16 protein-coding genes are annotated in these 20,522 nt (G+C 71.3%); 9 read left to right on the forward strand and 7 right to left on the reverse strand.

The window, feature by feature from the left end; all coding sequences use genetic code 11:
- Nucleotides 1–2: 2 nt before the first annotated feature.
- On the forward strand, nucleotides 3–950 hold the full coding sequence (locus tag ACZ7OU_RS46390) for an SDR family NAD(P)-dependent oxidoreductase (RefSeq protein ID WP_470260141.1): 948 nt from the start codon (nucleotides 3–5) through the stop codon (nucleotides 948–950).
- Here the strand turns inward: ACZ7OU_RS46390 and ACZ7OU_RS46395 are convergent.
- Entirely contained in the window at nucleotides 947–2,107 is a 1,161-nt protein-coding gene (locus ACZ7OU_RS46395; protein ID WP_470260142.1) for an aminotransferase class V-fold PLP-dependent enzyme, read from the reverse strand. The two genes, ACZ7OU_RS46390 and ACZ7OU_RS46395, sit on opposite strands and share 4 nt — an antisense overlap.
- A gap of 46 nt (nucleotides 2,108–2,153) precedes the next feature.
- Between ACZ7OU_RS46395 and ACZ7OU_RS46400 the strand changes: the two genes are divergently transcribed.
- Together ACZ7OU_RS46400 and ACZ7OU_RS46405 are read left to right on the forward strand one after the other, a co-directional pair.
- Nucleotides 2,154–2,783: a GntR family transcriptional regulator gene (locus tag ACZ7OU_RS46400; protein ID WP_470244743.1), complete on the forward strand. Its 630-nt coding sequence runs from the start codon at nucleotides 2,154–2,156 to the stop codon at nucleotides 2,781–2,783.
- A complete protein-coding gene (locus ACZ7OU_RS46405; RefSeq protein ID WP_470260143.1) occupies nucleotides 2,780–3,532 on the forward strand; it encodes a metallophosphoesterase in 753 nt (250 codons plus the stop codon). The genes ACZ7OU_RS46400 and ACZ7OU_RS46405 overlap by 4 nt, the downstream gene beginning before the upstream one ends.
- Nucleotides 3,533–3,536: 4 nt before the next feature.
- Here the strand turns inward: ACZ7OU_RS46405 and ACZ7OU_RS46410 are convergent, their stop codons facing one another.
- Entirely contained in the window at nucleotides 3,537–4,241 is a 705-nt protein-coding gene (locus ACZ7OU_RS46410; RefSeq protein ID WP_470260144.1) for a hypothetical protein, read from the reverse strand.
- Between the two features lie 147 nt (nucleotides 4,242–4,388).
- Between ACZ7OU_RS46410 and ACZ7OU_RS46415 the strand changes: the two genes are divergently transcribed.
- The 3 genes from ACZ7OU_RS46415 (at nucleotide 4,389) to ACZ7OU_RS46425 (ending at nucleotide 6,812) form a co-directional block, all read left to right on the forward strand.
- Nucleotides 4,389–4,811: a hypothetical protein gene (locus tag ACZ7OU_RS46415; protein WP_470260145.1), complete on the forward strand. Its 423-nt coding sequence runs from the start codon at nucleotides 4,389–4,391 to the stop codon at nucleotides 4,809–4,811.
- Nucleotides 4,812–4,824: 13 nt separating this feature from the next.
- A complete protein-coding gene (locus tag ACZ7OU_RS46420) occupies nucleotides 4,825–5,334 on the forward strand; it encodes a hypothetical protein (RefSeq protein WP_470260146.1) in 510 nt (169 codons plus the stop codon).
- Nucleotides 5,335–5,720: 386 nt separating this feature from the next.
- Entirely contained in the window at nucleotides 5,721–6,812 is a 1,092-nt protein-coding gene (locus ACZ7OU_RS46425) for a hypothetical protein (RefSeq protein WP_470260147.1), read from the forward strand.
- Here ACZ7OU_RS46425 and ACZ7OU_RS46430 read toward each other — a convergent pair.
- Genes ACZ7OU_RS46430 through ACZ7OU_RS46450 form a run of 5 tightly spaced genes read right to left on the reverse strand, consistent with a single transcriptional unit; the run spans nucleotide 6,802 to nucleotide 12,851 of the window.
- A complete protein-coding gene (locus ACZ7OU_RS46430; protein WP_470260148.1) occupies nucleotides 6,802–8,427 on the reverse strand; it encodes a CocE/NonD family hydrolase in 1,626 nt (541 codons plus the stop codon). The genes ACZ7OU_RS46425 and ACZ7OU_RS46430 overlap by 11 nt on opposite strands.
- 50 nt (nucleotides 8,428–8,477) lie before the next feature.
- Complete coding sequence (gene aspA, locus ACZ7OU_RS46435) at nucleotides 8,478–9,869, reverse strand: aspartate ammonia-lyase (RefSeq protein WP_470260149.1); 1,392 nt, start codon at nucleotides 9,867–9,869, stop codon at nucleotides 8,478–8,480.
- On the reverse strand, nucleotides 9,869–10,789 hold the full coding sequence (locus ACZ7OU_RS46440) for an asparaginase (protein ID WP_470260150.1): 921 nt from the start codon (nucleotides 10,787–10,789) through the stop codon (nucleotides 9,869–9,871). The genes aspA and ACZ7OU_RS46440 overlap by 1 nt, the downstream gene beginning before the upstream one ends.
- Entirely contained in the window at nucleotides 10,786–12,207 is a 1,422-nt protein-coding gene (locus tag ACZ7OU_RS46445; RefSeq protein ID WP_470260151.1) for an amino acid permease, read from the reverse strand. The genes ACZ7OU_RS46440 and ACZ7OU_RS46445 overlap by 4 nt, the downstream gene beginning before the upstream one ends.
- Nucleotides 12,204–12,851: a FadR/GntR family transcriptional regulator gene (locus ACZ7OU_RS46450; protein ID WP_470260176.1), complete on the reverse strand. Its 648-nt coding sequence runs from the start codon at nucleotides 12,849–12,851 to the stop codon at nucleotides 12,204–12,206. The genes ACZ7OU_RS46445 and ACZ7OU_RS46450 overlap by 4 nt, the downstream gene beginning before the upstream one ends.
- 571 nt (nucleotides 12,852–13,422) lie before the next feature.
- Between ACZ7OU_RS46450 and dnaE the strand changes: the two genes are divergently transcribed.
- The 3 genes from dnaE (at nucleotide 13,423) to ACZ7OU_RS46465 (ending at nucleotide 20,176) form a co-directional block, all read left to right on the forward strand.
- Nucleotides 13,423–17,007, forward strand: a complete 3,585-nt coding sequence (gene dnaE, locus ACZ7OU_RS46455; protein WP_470260152.1) for a DNA polymerase III subunit alpha — start codon at nucleotides 13,423–13,425, stop codon at nucleotides 17,005–17,007.
- A gap of 73 nt (nucleotides 17,008–17,080) precedes the next feature.
- Nucleotides 17,081–18,562 carry an MFS transporter gene (locus tag ACZ7OU_RS46460; RefSeq protein ID WP_470260153.1) on the forward strand — a complete coding sequence of 494 codons (1,482 nt, stop codon included), beginning with the start codon at nucleotides 17,081–17,083 and terminating at the stop codon, nucleotides 18,560–18,562.
- Nucleotides 18,563–18,982: 420 nt separating this feature from the next.
- Nucleotides 18,983–20,176 (forward strand): low temperature requirement protein A, encoded by a 1,194-nt coding sequence (locus tag ACZ7OU_RS46465; RefSeq protein ID WP_470260154.1) that lies wholly within the window; start codon nucleotides 18,983–18,985, stop codon nucleotides 20,174–20,176.
- Nucleotides 20,177–20,522 lie beyond the last annotated feature (346 nt).

Here is a 20,522-nt window from a genome sequence, read left to right on the forward strand (position 1 = left end):
ACATGACCACCGCACAGCACAAGATCGGCTCCGGGTTCGGGGACGGGAGCACCGCGGCCGAGGTCGTGGCGGGCCGCGACCTGACCGGCAAGCTCGCGATCGTCACCGGCGGCTACTCGGGCATCGGCTTGGAGACCACGCGGGCGCTGACCGCCGCGGGCGCGCACGTCGTCGTCCCGGCAAGGCGTCGCGCCACAGCGGAAGAAGCGTTGCGGGGCTTCGACAACGTCGAGATCGACGAGCTGGACCTCGGCGACCTCGGCAGCGTCCGCGCCTTCGCCGAGCGGTTCCTCGCTTCCGGGCGCGGGATCGACATCTTCATCGGCAGCGCCGGGATCATGGCGTCGCCGGAGACGCGCGTCGGGCCGGGCTGGGAAGCGCAGTTCGCGACCAACCACCTCGGGCACTTCGCCCTGGTGAACCGGCTCTGGCCGGCGTTCACCCCGGGCGCCCGCGTCGTCTCGGTGTCCTCGCGCGGGCACCACTACGGCCCGGTCCGCTTCGACGACCTCGAATTCCGGCAGGGCTACGACAAGTGGCTCGCCTACGGCCAGGCGAAGACCGCGAACGTCCTCTTCGCGGTCCAGCTCGACAAGCTGGCGCGCGAACGCGGTGTCCGCGCGTTCGCCCTGCACCCGGGCCGGATCCTGACCGAGCTGGTGCGGCACCTGGACCGTCAGGAGCTGGTCGACGCCGGCATGGTCGACGCGGAGGGCCGGGTCACCGGCGGCGCGAAGACCCCGGAGCAGGGCGCCGCGACGCAGGTCTGGGCCGCGACGTCCCCGCAGCTCGACGGCCTCGGCGGCGTCTACCTCGAAGACTGCGACGTCGCCGAGCCCGCCCCCGCCGACGGCGGCCACACGGGCGTCAAGGACTACGCGATCGACCCGGCGCTCGCCGAGCGGCTGTGGACGGTGTCGGCCGAGCTGACCGGGGTCAACGCCTTCTAGAGCTTTCCCACCAGCAGGTCGATCTCGTCCTCGGTGTTGTAGTAGTGCACCGACGCCCGGACCATGTCCGGCAGGTCGCGCGCGGTGAAGTCGAACTGGGCCGACGTCCGCGACGAGATCGACGTGTTGATGCCCGCTTCCGCGAGCCGCGCCTTGATCTCCTCGGCCGGGGTGCCGTCGACGCTGAAGGTGACGATGCCGCACTTGCGGGCGCCGGTGTCGTGCACGCGCGCCCCGGCTTCGGTGAGCCGGGTGCGCAGGGTCGCGGCCAGCGCGGCGACGCGCGTCTCGATGACGGGCAACCCCCAGTCGAGCGCGTAGTCGATCGCCGCGCCGAGGCCGAACACCGCCGCGAAGTCGCGCTCCCACACCTCGAAGCGCTTGGCGGTCGGGTCGACGACGTACTCCGCCGGCGACTCCCAGCTCGCCGAGTGCAGGTCGAGCATCGCGGGCTCCAGCCGGTCGCGCAGCCGCGGGTGCACGTACAGGAAGCCGGTGCCGCGCGGCCCGCGCAGGTACTTGCGGCCGGTCGTCGAGAGCGCGTCGCACTTGAGGCGCGCGACGTCGAGGTCGACCTGGCCGGCCGACTGGCACGCGTCGAGCAGGTACGGGATGCCGGCCGCCTCGGCGACCGCGCCGATCTCCTCGGCCGGGTTGACCAGCCCGCCCTGGGTGGGCACGTGGCTGATGGCGATCAGCTTGACGTCGCCGTCGACGCGCCGCTTCAGCTCTTCGACGTCCAGCTGCCCCGACTCGTCGTCGCCGATCACCTCGACGACCGCGCCGGTGCGCTTCGCGACCTGCAGGAACGCGATGGCGTTGCTGGCGTACTCCGCGCGGGACGTCAGGATGCGGTCGCCGGCCTTGAACGGCAGCGCGTAGAACACCGCCTGCCACGAGCGGGTCGCGTTGTCGGTGATCGCGATGTCGTCGGGCTCGCCGCCGACGAGCCGCGCCGCCGACGCGTACACCGCGTCGAGGCGATCCGACGCCTCGGCGGCCGCTTCGTACCCGCCGACCAGCGCTTCGTGACGCAGGTAAGCCACGACCGTGTCGGTCACGACGGCCGGCGGAAGGGCGGAGCCGGCGTTGTTGAAGTGGACCACTTCGGCGCAGCCGGGCGTTTCACGGCGGGCGCGGTCGACGTCGAAGGTCATGTGAACTGAATACAGTAGCGACCTTCTGTATGCAATACTGCCCGCCATGGCCCGGACCCCGCTGCGCAGCGACCTCACCGAGGAGATCACCGCCCGCGTGCTCGACGGGCGGCTCGCCGCCGGCGCCCGCGTCAACGAGGTGCACCTGGCCCGCGAGCTGGGCGTCAGCCGGACGCCGCTGCGGGAGGCGCTGATCGGGCTCGCCGACCGCGGCCTGCTCGTCTCCGCGCCCGGCCGGGGGTTCCTGGTGCCGCCGTTCGACCTCGACGAGGCCCGCCGCCTCTACCCCCTGGTCGCCGAGCTCGAAGCGCTCGCGCTGCGCTGGACGTCGCCGCTCGAGCTGGCCGGGCTGCCCGACGCGCTCGACGCCGTCGCCGACGAGATGAGCGCCGCGCCGACCGGCGCCGATCTGTCCGAAGTGGACGAACGCTGGCACGCGCTGCTGCTGTCCCGCTGCCCGAACCCGCACCTGCTGCGGCTGATCGAGCAGACGAAGCCGCTGCTCAAGCGGTACGAATCGTGCTACTTCGGCGGGGCGGAGCGCGCCGGGGAGAGCATCGGCGAGCACCGCCGGATCGCCGCCGCCCTGCGCGACGGCGACCTGCCCGCCGCGTCCGCGGTGCTCGTCCGCAACTGGGTGAAAGCACTGGCGTACCTGGGGAAGGACGAAAGATGATCATCGCGCACCTGAGCGACCTGCACCTCGACGACGAGCCGCGAGCCGAAGAACGCGTCGCCGCGGTGATGGCGTACCTCGGCGGGCTGGCGGTCGACGCGGTCGTCGTCACCGGCGACATCGCCGACCACGGCGCGGCGTCGGAGTACGCGCGCGCCGCCGAGCTGCTGAAGCACCCGGCGCCGGTGCTGGTGTGCCCGGGCAACCACGACGTCCGGGCGGCGTTCCGCACGGGGCTGCTGGGGCTGCCGGCTTCCGACGACCCGATCGACGTCGCCCGGGAGGTCGACGGCGTCCTGTTCGCGCTGTGCGATTCGACGATCCCGGGCCGCGGCGCGGGTTTCCTGGCCGACTCGACTTTGGCGTGGCTCGACGACGTCCTCGCCGGCGGCGACGGCCCGGTGTTCGTCGCGTTCCACCACCCGCCGGTCGAGGTGGGTGTCCCGCTGGTGGACGCGATCCGCCAGTCGGGCGAGGACCGGCTGGCGGCGGTGCTGGGCCGCCACCCGCGCGTGGTGGCGCTGCTGGCCGGGCACGTGCACACGGGCGCGTCGACGACGTTCGCCGGCGTGCCGCTGCGGATCGCGCCCGGCGTGGTTTCGCAGTCGCTGCTGCCGGTCGAGCCGGGTGCCGGGCGCGGCTGGGACGAAGGCGGCCCGCTGGACTACGAGCGGCCGCCTTCGCTGCTGCTGCACGTCCTGCACGACGACGGCCGGGTGACCAGCCACCAGCGGATCGTCCTCGGCTGAGGGCTCAGCCGGAGATCTTCGCGTCGTAGATCGTATTGCCGCACATGGCACCGCCGTAGCCGGTGACCTCCACGCTCCCGGAGACGTCGCCGCCGTCGACCGTCACGCTCAACCGTCCCGAGACCGGGAAGAACGGGCACGCCGCGACGCTCGACGACGTCGTGAAGAGGTTGCCGCCGGTGGCGGCCATGGACTCCACGGGTTCGACGTCGATCGTGTCGCCGTCCGCGTCGACGCTCGCCAGGTCGAGGTCCGCGGCGCCGGTCCCGGGGAGGCAGCCGGAGTTGGAGCCGAGCCGGATCGCGCCGGGCTGCGGCTGCGCGGCCGGGTTGCCGGAGACCAGGCAGACGTCGACCGGGTTGACGTCGTTGGTGGTGCCGGTCGAGGAAATCGTCTCGACGATGCGCAGCGTGGCGGACCGGCGGAACGAGTGGCCCGAGACCGAGCCGGAGAGCGTGACGTCGTAGGAGCCGGTGGTGCTCCGGCTCGCTTCTTCGGTCTCGGAGGTCGTGGTTTCTTCCTCGGTCGTGGTTTCTTCCGAGCTGGTCGTGGTCGTCTTGGCGGTCGTCGTCGGCGGTGTTTCGGTCGTCGACGGCGTTTCCGTCGCCGAGGAGGACGCCGGGCTCGCGACCTGCCGGACGCCGTCGCAGCCGGCGACGAGCACCAGCCCGGCGGCCAGCACGGTGATGATCTTTCGGTTGCCGATCAAGGGAAATCCTGACCTCGGGCGGTCCTGTCACCGGCGTAGACGGTGCGTGCCGCGAAGGCGTTACGGCGGGTTTGTAACGGCTTCGCCCGTGTGTGCGACTCCCGGACGGACACCCGGCCCGGGTGTCCGTCCACAGTGGAGGATCGGGTGCCGGGCGTCGTCCGCCGCGCGGGGTTCCGCGCGCTCGGGGTGGTCGCGGTCACCGCGCTGCTCGGGTTCGTGCTCCACCTGAGCCGGCCGGACGCGCCGGTGAGCGTGCCCGCGGCTCCGTCTCTCGCCGACGTCCCGGCGCGGGCGACCGACCGGCAGTGGGAGCTGAGCGGTGCCCGGGTGGGCGACGACGGAACGGGGTTCTTCACCGGCGAGATCACGGTGACGAACCGGGCCAGCCGGGCCCGGCCGGGGTTGTTCCGGCTGACGCTGTCGGTCGCGGGGACGAAGGTCGCGGACTTGGTCGGGCAGACCGGGCCGGCGGTTGCCCCGGGCGCGACGGTGCTGGTCGAACTGGGGCTCGGCGGCGAGTTCGTGCCGGGCCCGTACGCGGTGGAGTTCCACGAGGCGTTCGCATAGGAGGGTGGAGCGGGTGCACGACGAGGTCATCGGCTGGGCGGCGCGAGTGGCGGCGGTGGTGACACCGGACGAGGCCGAGCTGGTCCCGGCACTGACGGCGGCGTACGTGACGGGCGGGGAGTCCCGGCGGGAGTTGTTCGCGCGAGCGAACCCGGTCCCGGGCGGCTTCGACGTGACGGCGCCGATGGTGCTGTTCCCCCACGTACTGGCGGCGGTGACGTTGGCGGGCCCCGCGATCTGGGCGGCGTTGGGTGGCAACTTGAGCAGCGTCTCATCGTTGCTGAAGAACCTGGGCGACCTGTGGGACCGCCGCCACCGCGCGAAGCCGGCCGAGCCGGAGGAGCCGGCATCGCCGGAGCTGAGCAGGCTGATCGACACGATCATCGCGGAGCTGACGTCGGCGGGGGTCCCGCCGATCGAGAGCGAGGTTTTGACGTTCCGGATAGTCCGGGCGTTGATCGCGGACGGCGCTGGTACTAGGGCGTTTCTGGCGGCGGTGGCGCCGGAGAAGCAGAACCGGTGACGCCGGGGGAGCCGACTGGGGACGCGGGATCGATGGCCGGCGCCGCTGCTCGTGGGCCCGGCCCTGGCAGCCACCGACCCTCGCAGCCCCGCCCCGGGCCTCCCGCGCTGCCTCTTGCTGCTGCCGGAGTTGCTGGCACACGCGGCCCCGACGGCGAGCGATCTGCGTTGCCCCGCCCCGAACCTCCGGCCGCGGCCGCAGCTACTAGCGCGCCCGGTCCTGGCAGCCGCCGACCCTCGCAGCCCCGCCCCGGACCTCCCGCCGCGGCCGGCATGCCCGATCCCGGCGGCGGGCGACCCTCGCAGCCCCGCCCCAGACCTCCCGCGCTGCCTTTCCCGCCGGCCGGAGCCGCCAGCACACCCGGTTCGCAGCCCACACCGCCCGCCTTGCCCCTCTCCCCAGCCCCGCCCTGGCTGCTCTTCTGGTTCCTCACCGCCATCTGCTGGACCGCGCCCCGCCGGTTCCCCGACTGGCGCGACACCCTCCTCGACCTCCTGGGCGCCACCCCGAACCCCGCCGCCACGGTCCCCGGCAGCGACCTCCTCCGCGCAACCGGCCTGGTCGACCTCGTCCCCGCCTTCGTCCTCCTAGCCGCCGTCGCGACCGTGGCCGGGGCAAGCGTCCGAGGGCGGCTGGTCGAACGCCGATACCGCCTCGGCGACGATCTCCGCACCCCCACCCTCGCCGCCATCGCCGCGTACGCCCGGGACCGGCTGCCCGAAGTCGAAGTGCGCGCCAACCTCCGGCGCACCGATCTGCTCGCCTTCGCCTACCTCCGCCGCCCGCGCCGGCCGCGGCTCGCCGTCTTCGCGCCGCTCGTCGTTCTCTGGGGGCGTGACCGCGCTGCCGCCGAAGCCGTCGTGCGGCACGAACTCGCGCACTGCAGGCAGGGCGACACCCTGCTCGCCGGCGCCACCAGCCCACTGGGGTTCGTCGTCCGGCACTGGTTCGGCCTCTTCGTGTGGACCGCCTTGGTACCCGTCGGGGCGGTGTGGCTCGACGGCGCCCGGTACGCCCCCGCCGACCTCCTCGGCGGCCTCGGCCTGATGCTGCTCACCGCACTCGGCACGCTGTTGGCCGCCGTCACCCTGCCCGTCGCCGGGGCCTGGAGCGCCGAGTTCGCCGCCGATCACGTCGCCGGCGCCGCCGCGGCCACCCGGCTCGGCACAACGAACCCCCGCCGCGGGACGGCCTCGCTCACCCACCCGCCGATGGCCCTGCGCCGTCGCCTGCTCGACGCCGGCCCGCGGGCCACGGCGCTGGCCGCCATCGCCTGCTACCCCGTGGGCTGGCTGGTCCAGCTCGGCTGGCTGCTGCTCGCCGCCAACGCCGCCTGGCTGCAGCTCGGCGAGTCCGGCACCGTCCGCGCGCTCGGGCTCTGGGCCGCCGCCGGCTGGCCCGTCTGGGCGGCGGCCGCCCTCTTCCTCACTACCTGGCCGCTGCTGCGGCGGCCGTGGGCGCGCCTGGTCAGCCGGTGAACACCGGCAGCGTGATCTTCGACGGCCGGGCCGCGTCGTGGAACACCTCGAACCGGTTCGGCTTCCCGGTCACCGCCGACGTGACCGGCTCGTCCGTCCCGTGGTTGCGCGCGAAGCGCGGGAACGCCCCGCCCGCCACCTGGACGCGCAGCCGGTGGCCGCGGCGGAAGCGGTAGGCCGTCGGGTCCAGCGTCACCTCCGCCGTCACCACGCCGTCCGCGTCCGCCGCCGGGAAGCCCGGCCGCAGCCGGAGGATCCCGTCGGTCACGTTGCGGGACACCCCGCCGGCGTCGACGTCGCACAGCCGGACGTAGACGTCGGCGTGCCCGATCTCCGTGCGCACGTGCACGGTCGCCGTCACCTCGCCGATGACGTCGAGGTCCGACGGCAGCGGTTCGCCGGTGAACACCAGGACGTCCGGCCGCGCCTCGACCTCCTGGTTGTCGCGCTGCTTCCACTCGCCCGTCAGCAGCGGCCCGCCGACCGCCGGTGTCGGGTCGGCCGGGTCGTAGGTGAACGTCGTGGGCAGCGCCTCGTCACCGGCCCGCTCGCCGAGCCCGCCGATCGGCCGCAGGTGGGACGCGGTCGCCGTCGACGGCGGCGGCCACGACTCGAAGTCCAGCCAGGTGCCGGCGCCCTGCAGGAACAGCCGGACCGGGGCGCGCTGCAGGAAGGTCCGGTCGCCGAGCAGGTGCGCGCGCAGGAACCCGAGCTGGTCCCGGATCATCGGGCCCATGCTGCCGGGCTCGCCGTGCGCCCACGGCCCGATCGTCAGCCGCGGCGCCTTGCCCGCCTCGGACAGCGTCCGGAAGTCGCGCAGCTGCGAGCCGATGAACAGGTCGTACCAGCCGGTGACCATCGACACCGGGACGTCGAGCTTCGCGACTTCGGCGCTGTGGTCGGACATCGCCCAGTACTTGTCCTCCGGCACGAAGTGCTCGGTGATGTCCTGGAGGAACTGCACCGGCTTGCCGATCGCGGCGACGTCGGCCCGGCTCAGCGGCAGGAACGACATCGCCTTGCGCGTCTTGCGCTTCTGCAGCGGGTTGGGCAGCGCGGCGAAGCGCTCTTCCTGGCGGCCGATCATCGCCGACCACGACACCATGTTGTCCGCCGCGAGCACGCCGCCCGGGTAGAACGTCGAGACGAACTCCGACGCCGTGACGCCGAGGCACATCGCGGCCAGCGGCGGGTCGAGGTACGGGCCGACCGCCCACTGCGTGTGCCCGAGGTAGCTGGCGCCGGCCATCCCGATGGTCCCGTCGCACCACGGCTGCGCGCGCAGCCACTCGGCGGTCGCGACGCCGTCCTCGCGCTCGAGGTGGAAGGGCCGGAACTCACCGCCGGAGCCGAACGAACCGCGCGTGCTTTGGATGACCGTCTGCAGCCCGTGCCGGGCGAACGTGTCGCCGAAGAGCTTCGACAGGATGCCCTTGCGCCCGTACGGCGTGCGGATCAGCACGACGGGCGCCGACGTCGTCCCGGCCGGGGCGTACCGGTCGGCGAGCAGCGTGACGCCGTCGGCCATCGGCACGGTGAGATCGCGCGTCACGACCGGCTTCGGGCCTTCGGCGCGGGGGAGTCCGAGCATCTTGTCGACAAGTCGGTCCAGCACGGGCGCCCGCCTTCCGAAGTGGAGTAGGTCCTTCCGGATCCGACGGTACCTCAGTTCGCCCGGGCGAGCCGTTCCGGACGCAGCAGCTTGGCCAGCTCCTCGGCGGGGATCAGGCCCTTCTCGACGACGAGCTCGGCCACACCCCGCCCGGTCGCCAGCGCCTCCTTCGCGATCTCCGTCGCGGCCGCGTACCCGATGCTCGGGTTCAGCGCCGTGACCAGCCCGATCGAGTTCTCGACGTACCCGCGCAGGACGTCGACGTTCGCCGCGATCCCCGCGACGCACTTCGTCGCCAGCGTCCGGCAGGCCGCGCCCAGGTGCGTGATGCTCTCCGACAGCGCGTGCAGGATGATCGGCTCGAAGGCGTTGAGCTGCAGCTGCCCGGCTTCGGCGGCCATTGTCACGGTGACGTCGTTGCCGATCACCTCGAACGCGACCTGGTTCACCACTTCGGGGATCACCGGGTTGATCTTCCCGGGCATGATCGACGACCCGGCCTGCACCGGCGGCAGGTTGATCTCGTTGAGCCCGGCGCGCGGGCCCGAAGACAGCAGCCGAAGGTCGTTGCAGCTCTTCGACAGCTTCACGGCGATCCGCTTGAGCACACCCGAGAGGTGCACGAACGCGCCGCAGTCCTGGGTCGCCTCGACCAGGTCCGCGGCGGTGACGACCGGCAGCCCGGTGATCTCGCGCAGGTGGCGGCACGCGGCTTCGGCGTACCCCGGCGCGGCGTTGAGGCCGGTGCCGATCGCGGTCGCGCCGAGGTTGATCTCGTGCAGCAGTGCGACGGCTTCACCGAGCCGCAGCCGGTCCTCGCCGAGCATCACCGCGTAGGTGCCGAACTCCTGGCCGAGCGTCATCGGGACGGCGTCCTGCAGCTGCGTGCGGCCCATCTTCAGGACGTCGTGGAACTCCACGGCCTTGGCGGCGAACGCCTTCTCCAGCACGATCATCGCTTCCGACAGCTCGCGCACGGCGAGGATCGTCGCGACGTTGACCGCGGTCGGGTACGCGTCGTTCGTCGACTGCCCGAGGTTGACGTGCTCGTTGGGGTGCACGACGTGGTAGTCGCCCTTGGCGTGCCCGAGCAGCTCCAGCGCGCGGTTCGCGATGACCTCGTTGGCGTTCATGTTGGTCGACGTCCCGGCGCCGCCCTGGATGACGTCGACGACGAACTCGCCGTGCAGCGCGCCTTCGCGGATCTCGCGGCAGGCTTCGCCGATCGCGTCGGCGATCTCGGGTGCCAGCAGCCCGAGTTCGGCGTTGGCGCGCGCCGCGGCCTCCTTGACCGCGGCCAGCGCCTCGATCAGGTGCGGGTAGGCGGCGATCGTGGTCCCGGTGATGGGGAAGTTCTCGCGGGCGCGGGCGGTGTGCACGCCCCAGTACGCGTCGGCGGGGACGTCCTTGTCGCCGAGCAGGTCGTGTTCGCGGCGGGTGGTCATCAGAGGCTCCCAGCGGAGGCGGCGAGTTTTCCGGTCACGCGCAGGTTTTCCGGCCCGGGCGGGACGTCGGTCCCGCAGAGTTTCAGCGCCGCGGCCAGCACGGGCTGCCGGGCGCGGTCGCCGCCGTCGGCGATCTTGAACGCGATCGCCGTGCCGTCCGGCAGCGCGGCGATCTGGACGGCCTCGAAGCCGTCCTTCGCGATCAGCCCGGGCACCGCGCGCATGACGGCGGTGACGTCGCGGCGGCTGCCGCCGACCAGCTCCGGGTGCTTCCGGATCCCGTCGGCGACCAGGTGGTCCGGCGTGCCGGGCGCGGCCGTGGCGATCTTCGCGACGGCGGTCGCGAGCCCCCGCAGCGTCGTCGCGAAGAGCGGGGCGCCGCAGCCGTCCACCGCGACCCGCTCGATGCCGTGCCCGGTCAGGTCCTCGACGGTGGCGGCGATCGCGCGCTGCAGCGGGTGGGCCGGGTCGAGGTAGCCGTCGGTGCCCCAGCCGTTCAGGTCGCAGGTCGCGAGCATCGCCGCGTGCTTGCCGGAGCAGTTGTGGGCGAGCCGGCTCGGCGCCCGCCCGGCCGCGACCCAGACGTCCCGCTCGACCGGGTCGTACGGGAAGTCGGCCGGGTTGCCCAGCGCGCCGGGGGAGCGTCCGCCGAGCACTTCGAGGGCGGTGTCGAGGTGCATCGGCTCGCCGGAGTGGCTGGCCGCCGCGATGGCGAACCCGGCGGGGGACAGGCGCAGCCCGAGCCGCGCCATCGCCGCGGCCTGCAGGGGTTTCGCCGTCGACCGCGGGTACATCGCGGCGTCCGGGTCGCCGGCGGCGAAGAGCGTCGTGCCGTCCGGGGCGAGCACGATCGCGGAGCCGTGGTGCACGCCCTCGACCATGCCGTCGCGGATCAGCTCGACCAGTGGTTCGTGGTTCACAGGCCCTCCTCGTCGAACGCGCGCATGTCGATCCGCCTGCGTGCCGCGAACCAGCCCGCGACCAGCGCGACGGCGATCGCGGGCAGCGCCAGCAGGGTGATCCGGCCGGTTTCGTCGAAGCCCATCAGCACGACGACCGCGGCGAGGAACACCAGCGTCGCGATCTCGGTGTACGGCGAGAACGGCAGCCGGAACGCGGGCCGCTCGAGGCCGTCCTGTCTGGTCTTGCGCACGAACAGCAGGTGACAGACCACGATGATCGCCCAGGTCGCCAGGATGCCGATCGCGGCGAAGTTGAGGACGATGTCGAAGGCCTCCTTCGGCACCAGGTAGTTCAGCCCGACGCCCAGCACGCAGACCGACGCCGTCAGCAGGATGCCGCCGTAGGGCACCTGGTTGCGGTTCATCACGCCGGTGAACTTCGGCGCCGAGCCCGCCTTGGCCATCGACCGCAGGATCCGGCCGGTCGAGTAGAGGCCGGAGTTCAGGCTGGACAGCGCCGCGGTGAGCACGACCAGGTTCATCACGCTGTCGGCGGCGGGCACGCCCAGATGCGAGAGCACGGTGACGAACGGGCTCTGGTCCTTGGTGTAGGAGCTCCACGGCAGCAGCATCGCCAGCAGGACGACCGAGCCGACGTAGAAGACGAGGATCCGCCACATGATGGAGTTGATCGCCTTCGGCATGATCTTCTCCGGGTGCTCGGTCTCGCCGGCGGCGACGCCGACCAGCTCGACCGAGGCGTAGGCGAACACCACGCCCTGCACGATCAGGACCATCGGCAGCAGCCCGGTGGGGAAGATCCCGCCGTGCTCGGTGATCAGCTGCGGGCCGGGCACGTTGCCGTCGATCGGCGTCTGCGTCACCAGCAGGAAGATCCCGATCACCATGAACAGCACCAGCGCGGCGACCTTGACGATGGCGAACCAGAACTCCATCTCGCCGAACAGCTTCACCGAGACGAGGTTCAGCGTCAGGACCACGGCGAGCGCGATCAGGGCGAGCACCCACTGGGGGACCGGCGAGAAGAACGACCAGAAGTGCGCGTAGAGCGCGATCGCCGTGATGTCGGCGATGCCGGTGGTCGACCAGTTGAGGAAGTGCATCCAGCCGGCGACGTACGCGCCCTTCTCGCCCATGAACTCGCGGGCGTAAGAGACGAAGGCGCCGCTCGAGGGCCGGTAGAGGATCAGCTCACCGAGCGCGCGGACCACGAAGAAGGCGAAGAGGCCGCAGACGGCGTAGACGATCGCGAGAGCGGGCCCGGCCTGGGCGAGCCGCCCGCCGGCGCCGAGGAAGAGCCCGGTGCCGATCGCGCCGCCGATGGCGATCATGTTCACGTGCCGGGGCTTGAGGGCCTTGCTGTAGCCGGCGTCGCCCGCGTCCGCCGGGGTGGCCGTGAGGGTCTTTTCGGTCACTGGTCCCCGTTCACGATGCTGGTGAGGGTGGCTTCGACGTGCGTGAGGTGCGCGGTCATGGCGGCGACGGCGTCCTTTTCGGAGCCGCTCGCGATGGCCGTGACGATGGCGCGGTGCTCGACGTTCGACTGCGCGCGCCGGTCGCCGAGCTGGTTGAGGAAGGCGGACTGGCGGGCCAGCGCGTCCCGGATCTCTTCGATCACCTTCCCGAAGACGGGGTTGCCCGAGGCCTGGGCGATGGTGATGTGGAAGAGCGAGTCGAGCGCGACCCAGGCGGTGTTGTCGGTCTCGGCGTCCATCCGCTCGACGAGGTGACCGAGCAGGTCGAGGTCGTCCTGGCTGCGTCTGACGGCCGCGTAGCCCGCGACGGGGATCTCGACGTGCCGGCGCACCTCGATGAGATCGCGGGCGGAGTAGGGCCCGAAGGTGGGGTTGTCGGCGGGCCCGGTGGCGGTGACGAAAGTGCCCTTGCCGGTCTTGGACTCGGTCATGCCGAGGGCTTGGAGGCCGCGCAGGGCTTCCCGGATGACCGAGCGGCTGACCTCGAACTCCCTGCTCAGGGAGGCTTCGGAGGGAAGCTTCGCGCCGACGGGGTAGTCCCCGCGTTCGATCAGCCGCCGCAGGTGGGCCAGCACGGCTTCCATGGCGCTGATCCGCCGCGGACCACCTTGTCCGGCTGTCTGGCTGTCAGACAGGTTCATGAGGGGAATGCTCGGTTCCGAAGGTGCGGCTGTCAACGCGAGCCGAGGCGGCTGTGGCTGACCTCACCCGGCGCCTTCCTGGAGCGCGAGCTTCCGGCTACCGGCTGCAGCGTGATCATCACTTGTCGAGCGCCTGGCCGTCCGGCTGCCTCGCCGGCGTTGAGCTGCGCCGCGGTATCCGCTACGAGGCCCAGGCGCGCGCGTCCGCGCGCGAGGCGGCCGTCGACCACCCGTTCGGGTGGCCGGGGTCTCACCGAGCCGAGTCCCGCGAGCGTCGGCCACCGGCCCCGGCATGCCGCGCCCCACCGCCGGCCGGCCGCCTCGGCGTCCCCGTGTCACCGCCCGGCAGCGCCCCGTCGCCACCGGCTGCAGCGTGATCATCACCGCCCGAATCGGTGGCGCGTCGTGCCGCCCGGTGCGGGCTCCGGAGGCGCACAATCGAGCCCGGCGAGTGCGGGATAGGCTGGGGGACCCGGGCGCGCCGGTCCCACTCACCAAGGGGAGGTTTTCGCTGGTGTCGAACGATTCTTTCGTCCACCTGCACGTCCACACCGAGTACTCGATGCTCGACGGTGCGGCGAAGATCGCCCCCCTCTTCGCGGAGGCGGCGCGCCTCGGTATGCCCGCCGTCGGCATGACCGACCACGGCAACATGTACGGCGGCGACGAGTTCTACCAGCAGTCGAAGAAGCACGGCCTCAAGCCGATCATCGGCATCGAGGCGTACGTCGCGCCGGAGAGCCGGTTCCACAAGAAGCCGGTCTTCTGGGGACAGTCGAACCAGCGCGGGTCCGACGAGCTGGGCGAGGGCGGCGACGTCTCGGGCGCCGGCGCGTACACCCACATGACGATGCTCGCGCAGAACGCGACCGGGCTGCGGAACCTCTTCAAGCTGTCCTCACTGGCCAGCATGCAGGGCTACTACCGCAAGCCCCGGATGGACCGCGAGCTGATCTCGGAGAACCACGCCGGCATCATCGCGACCACCGGCTGCCCGTCCGGCGAGGTGCAGACCCGGCTGCGGCTGGGCCAGAAGGAAGCGGCGATCCAGGCCGCGTCCGACTACAAGGACATCTTCGGCGCCGACAACTTCTTCCTCGAGCTGATGGACCACGGCCTGCCGATCGAGCGGTCGGTCCGCGAGGGCCTCCTCGAGGTCGGCCGCCTGCTCGACCTCAAGCCGATCGCCACGAACGACTCGCACTACGTCACCAAGGACCAGGCCGACACGCACTCGGCGCTGCTGTGCGTCCAGGCCGGCAAGACCCTCAACGACCCGACCCGGTTCAAGTTCGACGGCGACGGCTACTACCTCAAGGCCGCCGCCGAGATGCGCGAGTACTGGGACAAGGAGGTCCCCGGCGCGTCGGACAACACGCTGCTGATCGCCGAGCGCGTCGAGTCCTACGACGACGTCTACGCGCACAAGGACCGGCTGCCGTTCTTCGAGGTGCCGGAGGGCTACGACCAGGGCGGCTGGCTGCGCGAAGAGGTCGCGAAGGGCCTCGCGTGGCGCTTCCCGGGCGGCCCGCCCGAGGGCTACCCCGAGCGGATCGAGAAGGAGCTCGACGTCATCATCGGGAAGGGCTTCCCGGCCTACTTCCTGATCGTCGCCGACCTCATCAGCTACGCCCGCCGCGTCGGCATCCGGGTCGGCCCGGGCCGTGGTTCGGCGGCCGGCTCGCTCGTCGCGTACGTCCTGGGCATCACCAACCTGGACCCGATCCCGCAGAAGCTGCTGTTCGAGCGGTTCCTGAACCCCGAGCGCGTCTCGATGCCCGATATCGACATCGACTTCGACGACCGCCGGCGCGGCGAGATGATCCGGTACGCGACCGACAAGTACGGCTCGGACAAGGTCGCCCAGGTCATCACCTTCGGCACCATTAAGACCAAGGCGGCGATCAAGGACTCCGCGCGGGTCCACTTCGGCCAGCCCGGCTACGCGATCGCGGACAAGATCTCCAAGGCGCTGCCCCCGCCGATCATGGCGAAGGACATCCCGCTCTCGGGCATCGTCGACTCGAAGCACGAGCGCTACGGCGAGGCCGCCGAGGTCCGCGCGCTGGTCGAAACCGACGAAGAGTGCAAGACGATCTTCGAGACCGCCCGCGGCCTCGAGGGCCTGATCCGCAACGCGGGCGTGCACGCCTGCGCGGTCATCATGTCGTGCGACCCGCTGACCGACGCGATCCCGCTCTGGCAGCGTGACGACGGCTCGATCATCACCGGCTGGGACTACCCGTCGTGCGAGGCCATCGGCCTGCTGAAGATGGACTTCCTGGGCCTGCGCAACCTCACGGTCATCGGCGACGCGATCGACAACATCAAGGCCAACCGCGGGATCGACATCGACCTCGACACCCTGGGCGTCGAGGACCCGGAGACCTACAAGCTGCTCGCCCGCGGCGACACACTCGGCGTGTTCCAGCTGGACGGCGGGCCCATGCGAGACCTGCTCCGCCGCATGGAGCCCACGGTGTTCGACGACATCGTCGCGGTCGGCGCGCTCTACCGCCCCGGCCCGATGGGCATGAACGCGCACAACGACTACGCCGACCGGAAGAACAACCGGCAGAAGGTCAAGCCGATCCACCCGGAGCTCGACGAGCCGCTGCGGGAGATCCTGGCCGACACCTACGGCCTGATCGTGTACCAAGAGCAGATCATGCACATCGGCCAGAAGGTGGCCGGTTACACGATGGGCCGCGCGGACGTGCTCCGCCGCGCGATGGGCAAGAAGAAGAAGGAAGTCCTCGACCTCGAGTACGAGGGCTTCGAAGCCGGGATGAAGGCCAGTGACCTGGTCCCGGGCGGGTTCTCCGCCGAGGCCGTCAAGGCCCTCTGGGACACGATCCTCCCGTTCGCCGGCTACGCGTTCAACAAGAGCCACGCGGCCGCGTACGGCCTGGTCTCCTACTGGACGGCGTACCTCAAGGCGAACTTCACGCCCGAGTACATGGCCGCCCTGCTCACCTCGGTCGGTGACAACAAGGACAAGTCGGCGGTCTACCTGTCCGAGTGCCGCCGCCTCGGCATCAAGGTGCTCCCGCCGGACGTCAACGAGTCGGCCCTGCGGTTCGCGGCCGTCGGGGAGGACATCCGCTTCGGCATGGGTGCCGTCCGCAACGTCGGCGCGAACGTCGTCGAGTCGGTCATCAAGACCCGCGAGGAGAAGGGCAAGTACGCCTCCTTCATCGACTTCCTCGACAAGTCCGAGCTCGTGGCCTGCAACAAGCGGGTCATCGAGTCGCTGATCAAGGCGGGCGGGTTCGACTCGCTCGGCCACACGCGGCTGTCGATGATCCAGGTCCACGAAGACGCGGTGGAAGCCGTCGTCCCGCTCAAGCGCCAGGAGGCGATGGGCCAGTTCGACCTGTTCGGCTTCGGTGGCGACGAGGGCGAGGCGGCCCCGTCGTCGTCGCCGCTCGCCCACCTGAAGTTCGGCGAGGAGGAGTACCCGCGCAAGCAGCTGCTCGCCTACGAACGCGAGATGCTCGGCCTGTACGTCTCGGCGCACCCGCTGGACGGCGCCGAGCGGATCCTGCGCAAGCACGCCCCGAAGCCGATCGCCGGGATCCTCGCCGATCCGCCGCGAGAGGGCGAGATCGTCATCTCCGGGCTGATCACGGCGCTCGAACGGCGCGTCAACAAGAAGGGCGAGCCCTGGGCGATCTGCACGGTCGAGGACATGGACGCGTCCCTCGAAGTGCTCTTCTTCCCGAAGTCGTACGCGCTGTTCTCGAGCGAGCTGATCGAGGACAACGCGGTGCTCGTCAAGGGCCGGATCAACTGGCGCGAAGACAAGATGTCGATCTTCGGCGGCGGCCTCGCGACGCTGGACCTGTCCGAGGTCGGCACGGGCAACGGCGACGACGAGCCGCCGCTGGTCCTGCTCGCCGCGGCGGAGAAGATCGACCAGTCGGTCGTGAGCGAGCTGCGGTCCACCCTGCTCGCCCACAAGGGTGAAACGATGGTCCACCTCAAGCTGGTGGGGCGGAACCAGACGGTGTTCGCCCTCCACGACTACCCGGTCAAGGTCAGCTCCATGCTGATCGGCGAGCTCAAGGGCATCCGCGGAATCACCGCGAGTACGTAGGTTCGGCGCGAAACGGGCGGGACCGCGAGCGGACAACGCGCGCGGCTCCCGCCCTTCGTGTTTGCTGGGCTCGATGACCCACGAACCCGACCCCCGCCGCTGGAAAGCACTCGCCGTCTCGCTGACGGCCGGGTTCATGGGCCTGCTCGACGTCAGCATCGTCAACGTCGCCCTGCCGTCGATGCAGTCGGGGCTGCACGCGAGCAGCGGCGGGATCCGCTGGGTCGTCTCCGGCTACGCGCTGGCGTTCGGGCTGGTCCTGGTCACCGGCGGCCGCCTCGGCGACGCGTTCGGCCGCCGGACCATGTTCCTCGGCGCGCTCGCCGCGTTCGTCATCACCAGCGCGCTGGCCGGAGCCGCGCCGAACGAGACGACGCTCGTGATCGCGCGGCTCGCCCAGGGCATGGCCGCGGGCCTGCTGACCCCGCAGAACACGGGGCTGATCCAGGACCTCTTCCGCGGCGCCGAGCGCGGCCGCGCGTTCGGGATGTTCGGTGCGGTCGTCGGGATCTCGACGGCGGTCGGCCCGATCCTCGGCGGCGTGATCCTCGCGCTCTTCGGTGCCCAGGACGGCTGGCGCTGGGTGTTCTACGTCAACGTGCCGATCGGCGTCGTCGCGTTCGCGCTGGCCCTGCGGCTGCTGCCGCGCAGCGAGAAGAAACGGTTCCGGGTGCGCTCGGAGATCGACTTCCTGGGCATCGTGCTGCTCGCGGTCGCCGTGCTCGGCGTGCTGCTCCCGGTCATCGAATCCGACGACGGCGGCCCGGCGCGGCTGTGGTGGATGTTCGTCGTCGCACTGGTGGCCGGCTTCGCGTTCGTGCGCTGGGAGCGCTCGGTGGTCCGGCGCGGCCGGACGCCGCTGCTGGACACCCGGCTGTTCACCGGCACGCCGGGGTACGCCTCGGGGTCCGCGGTCGGCGCGCTCTACTTCTGCGGGTTCGCCGGGATCTGGCTGGTCTTCGCGATGTTCTTCCAGCAGGGCCTCGGCTACACGCCACTGCAGTCCGGGCTGTCGGTGACGCCGTTCGCGCTCGGCTCGTCGGTGTCCGCGGCCGTCGCCGGGCGGTTCGTGCCGACCCTCGGTCGTCGGCTGACCGTCACCGGGCTGGCCATGGTCGCGGTGGGCCTGCTGGCCGTGGCGCTGCTGGCCGAGCTCGTCCCGCCGTCGGCGTCCGGGTGGGCGTTCGCGCTCCCGCTGCTGTTCGCGGGGGTGGGCGGCGGCATGGTGATCCCGCCGAACACGACGCTGACGCTGGAGTGCGTGCCGGTCCGGATGGCGGGGGTCGCCGGCGGCGCGTTGCAGACCGGCCAGCGGATCGGCACCGCGATCGGCACCGCCGTGCTCGCGTCGGTGTTCGGCGCCGTCGTCGGCGCGGGGATGGACTACCCGCTCGCGCTCACCGTCGCGCTGTGCTGCGCGGCCGGCCTGACGTGCGCCGCGCTGGCCCTCGCGATCGCCGAGCTGAGGGCGCGGCGCCACCGTGCGCAATCTTCCGACGAGGAACGCGAGGCCCGGCGGACCGAGACGTCCGCCGCGGACGTCCAACGGGGCTGAGACACTACTTTCGGCAGATTAGCGATGCTCCATCCGAGTGACGAGCACGGAAAGACACTGGTGCTACGCAGAGCAACCGGGTAGATCTTATGGAGCCTTCACTGCGCGGCTTCGGCTACCGACAGTGGCAATCGGTCGGCCACCCGGGGATGGGGTGACCGGCACGAGCGATCGAGGCGTCCGGAGTTCGAGGGAATGGACACACTCGGTCACCTTCCATCCAGTGAGTTGTCGGCGTCCGCGGGGGACCGTCCGGCACTCGCGGAAGGGATGCCCATCGGTGGCCGCCGGCGCGTGACGGCAGCGGGCGGGCCCGGGTGAGGGGGAACCGGGCCCGTCCGTTCTTCGTGTCGTGCTTCCGCCCGGCTCGTGATCATGTTGGGATGACCGCGTCCGACAGGCACGAGCGCAGGAGTTTCGATGACCGAGCAGCCGCCGCGGCCGGGGAGCGGGATCCGGGTCTGGTACCGGCCGATGCGATCGCGCGACAGCAGTGAGCACCACCGCGTCGCGACGCCCCTGGAACTGCTGTTCGACCTCTGTTTCGTCGTCGCCGTCGGCCAGGCCGCGACGTCCCTGCACCACGCGCTGGCCGAGGGCCACGCCGCCCACGGCGTCACGTCGTTCGCCATGGTGTTCTTCGCGGTCTGGTGGGGCTGGCTGAACTTCAGCTGGTTCGCTTCGGCGTTCGACACCGACGACGTCCCGTACCGGCTGGCCACGCTCGTGCAGATCGCCGGCGGGCTGACGGTCGCGGCCGCGGTGCCGCGCGCGTTCGACGGCGACTTCCGGCTGATGGTCGTCGGGTACGTGCTGATGCGGCTGGCGATGGTGTTCCAGTGGCTGCGGGCCGCGCGGTCGGATCCGGGGTGCCGGCCCGCCGCGCTGCGCTACGCCACCGGGATCGCGGTGGTCCAGGTGCTGTGGGTCTCCTACCTGTGGTTGCCGCAGGGAGTGCGGCTGGCCGCCTTCGTCGTGTTCGCGGTGCTGGAGATGGCCGTCCCGGTCTGGGCGGAGCGGCGGCAGGGGACCACCTGGCACCCGCACCACATCGCCGAGCGGTACGGCCTGTTCACCCTGATCGTGCTCGGCGAGGTGATCCTCAGCGCGACGAACGCGATCAAGGAGGGCACCGCCGAACCCGGGCACGTCGGTGCGCTGATCTCGCTGGCCGCGGCCGGGCTGGTGCTCGTGTTCTCCATGTGGTGGCTGTACTTCGACCGGCCGGGGCACGCGCGGCTCGTCCGCCGTCCGACCATGTTCACGTCGATGAGCTGGGGGTACGGCCACTACTTCATCTTCGCGTCCGCCGCGGCGGTGGGCGCGGGGCTGGAGGTGGCGGTCGCCTACGACACGGGTGCGCTGCACGACCTCGGCGGGGTGGCCGCGGCGCTGCCGACCACGCTGCCGGTCGCGGTCTTCCTGCTGAGCGTGTGGCTGCTGCACATCGGGCCGACCAACGAGTGCCGCCCGATCGCCATCGGCTTCCCGGTGACGGCGGTGCTCGTCGTCGCGGCGTCGTTCACGCCGGCGCCGATCCACGTCGCCGCGGTGCTGACGGCCGCGCTCGTCGCGCTGACGGTCGTCGCGACCCACGGGCAGCCCCAGTCGTAGCTTGCCGGATCGTCTTGCCGGATCGACGCAGGTCAGGGGCCCGGCGCGAATTAAGGGACCCCCCTGTGCGAGGCCGTTTCGGGGCATGTAAAGTTCTCCAAGTCGCCAGGGAAACCGGGCGGCCGCCGGGGCCACGAACCAAGCTCCCACGAAGGTGGTAGAGTGGGTGGTCCTGAACCGAGGTGGTAGCCTCGGAACAACAAAGCTTGAAACAAATGCTGAGGATAAGGTCGTGTAAAAGCGGCGCGATCCGAGGTGTGTTGCTTGAGAACTCAACAGTGTGCTAGTGAACTAAGCCAGTAGAGCTTATATAGAACCTCGTATGAGGTTCCTTTGAGAATGATTG

Source organism: Amycolatopsis sp. NPDC114505 (assembly GCF_055633615.1).

What these genes read in the sequence shown, in the direction of transcription:
- ACZ7OU_RS46390 (WP_470260141.1), top strand. Translation starts at nt 3, where the DNA reads ATGACCACCGCACAGCACAAGATCGGCTCCGGGTTCGGGGACGGGAGC.
- ACZ7OU_RS46395 (WP_470260142.1), bottom strand. Translation starts at nt 2,107, where the DNA reads ATGACCTTCGACGTCGACCGCGCCCGCCGTGAAACGCCCGGCTGCGCC.
- ACZ7OU_RS46400 (WP_470244743.1), top strand. Translation starts at nt 2,154, where the DNA reads ATGGCCCGGACCCCGCTGCGCAGCGACCTCACCGAGGAGATCACCGCC.
- ACZ7OU_RS46405 (WP_470260143.1), top strand. Translation starts at nt 2,780, where the DNA reads ATGATCATCGCGCACCTGAGCGACCTGCACCTCGACGACGAGCCGCGA.
- aspA (WP_470260149.1), bottom strand. Translation starts at nt 9,869, where the DNA reads ATGACCACCCGCCGCGAACACGACCTGCTCGGCGACAAGGACGTCCCC.
- ACZ7OU_RS46450 (WP_470260176.1), bottom strand. Translation starts at nt 12,851, where the DNA reads ATGGAAGCCGTGCTGGCCCACCTGCGGCGGCTGATCGAACGCGGGGAC.
- ACZ7OU_RS46460 (WP_470260153.1), top strand. Translation starts at nt 17,081, where the DNA reads ATGACCCACGAACCCGACCCCCGCCGCTGGAAAGCACTCGCCGTCTCG.
- ACZ7OU_RS46465 (WP_470260154.1), top strand. Translation starts at nt 18,983, where the DNA reads ATGACCGAGCAGCCGCCGCGGCCGGGGAGCGGGATCCGGGTCTGGTAC.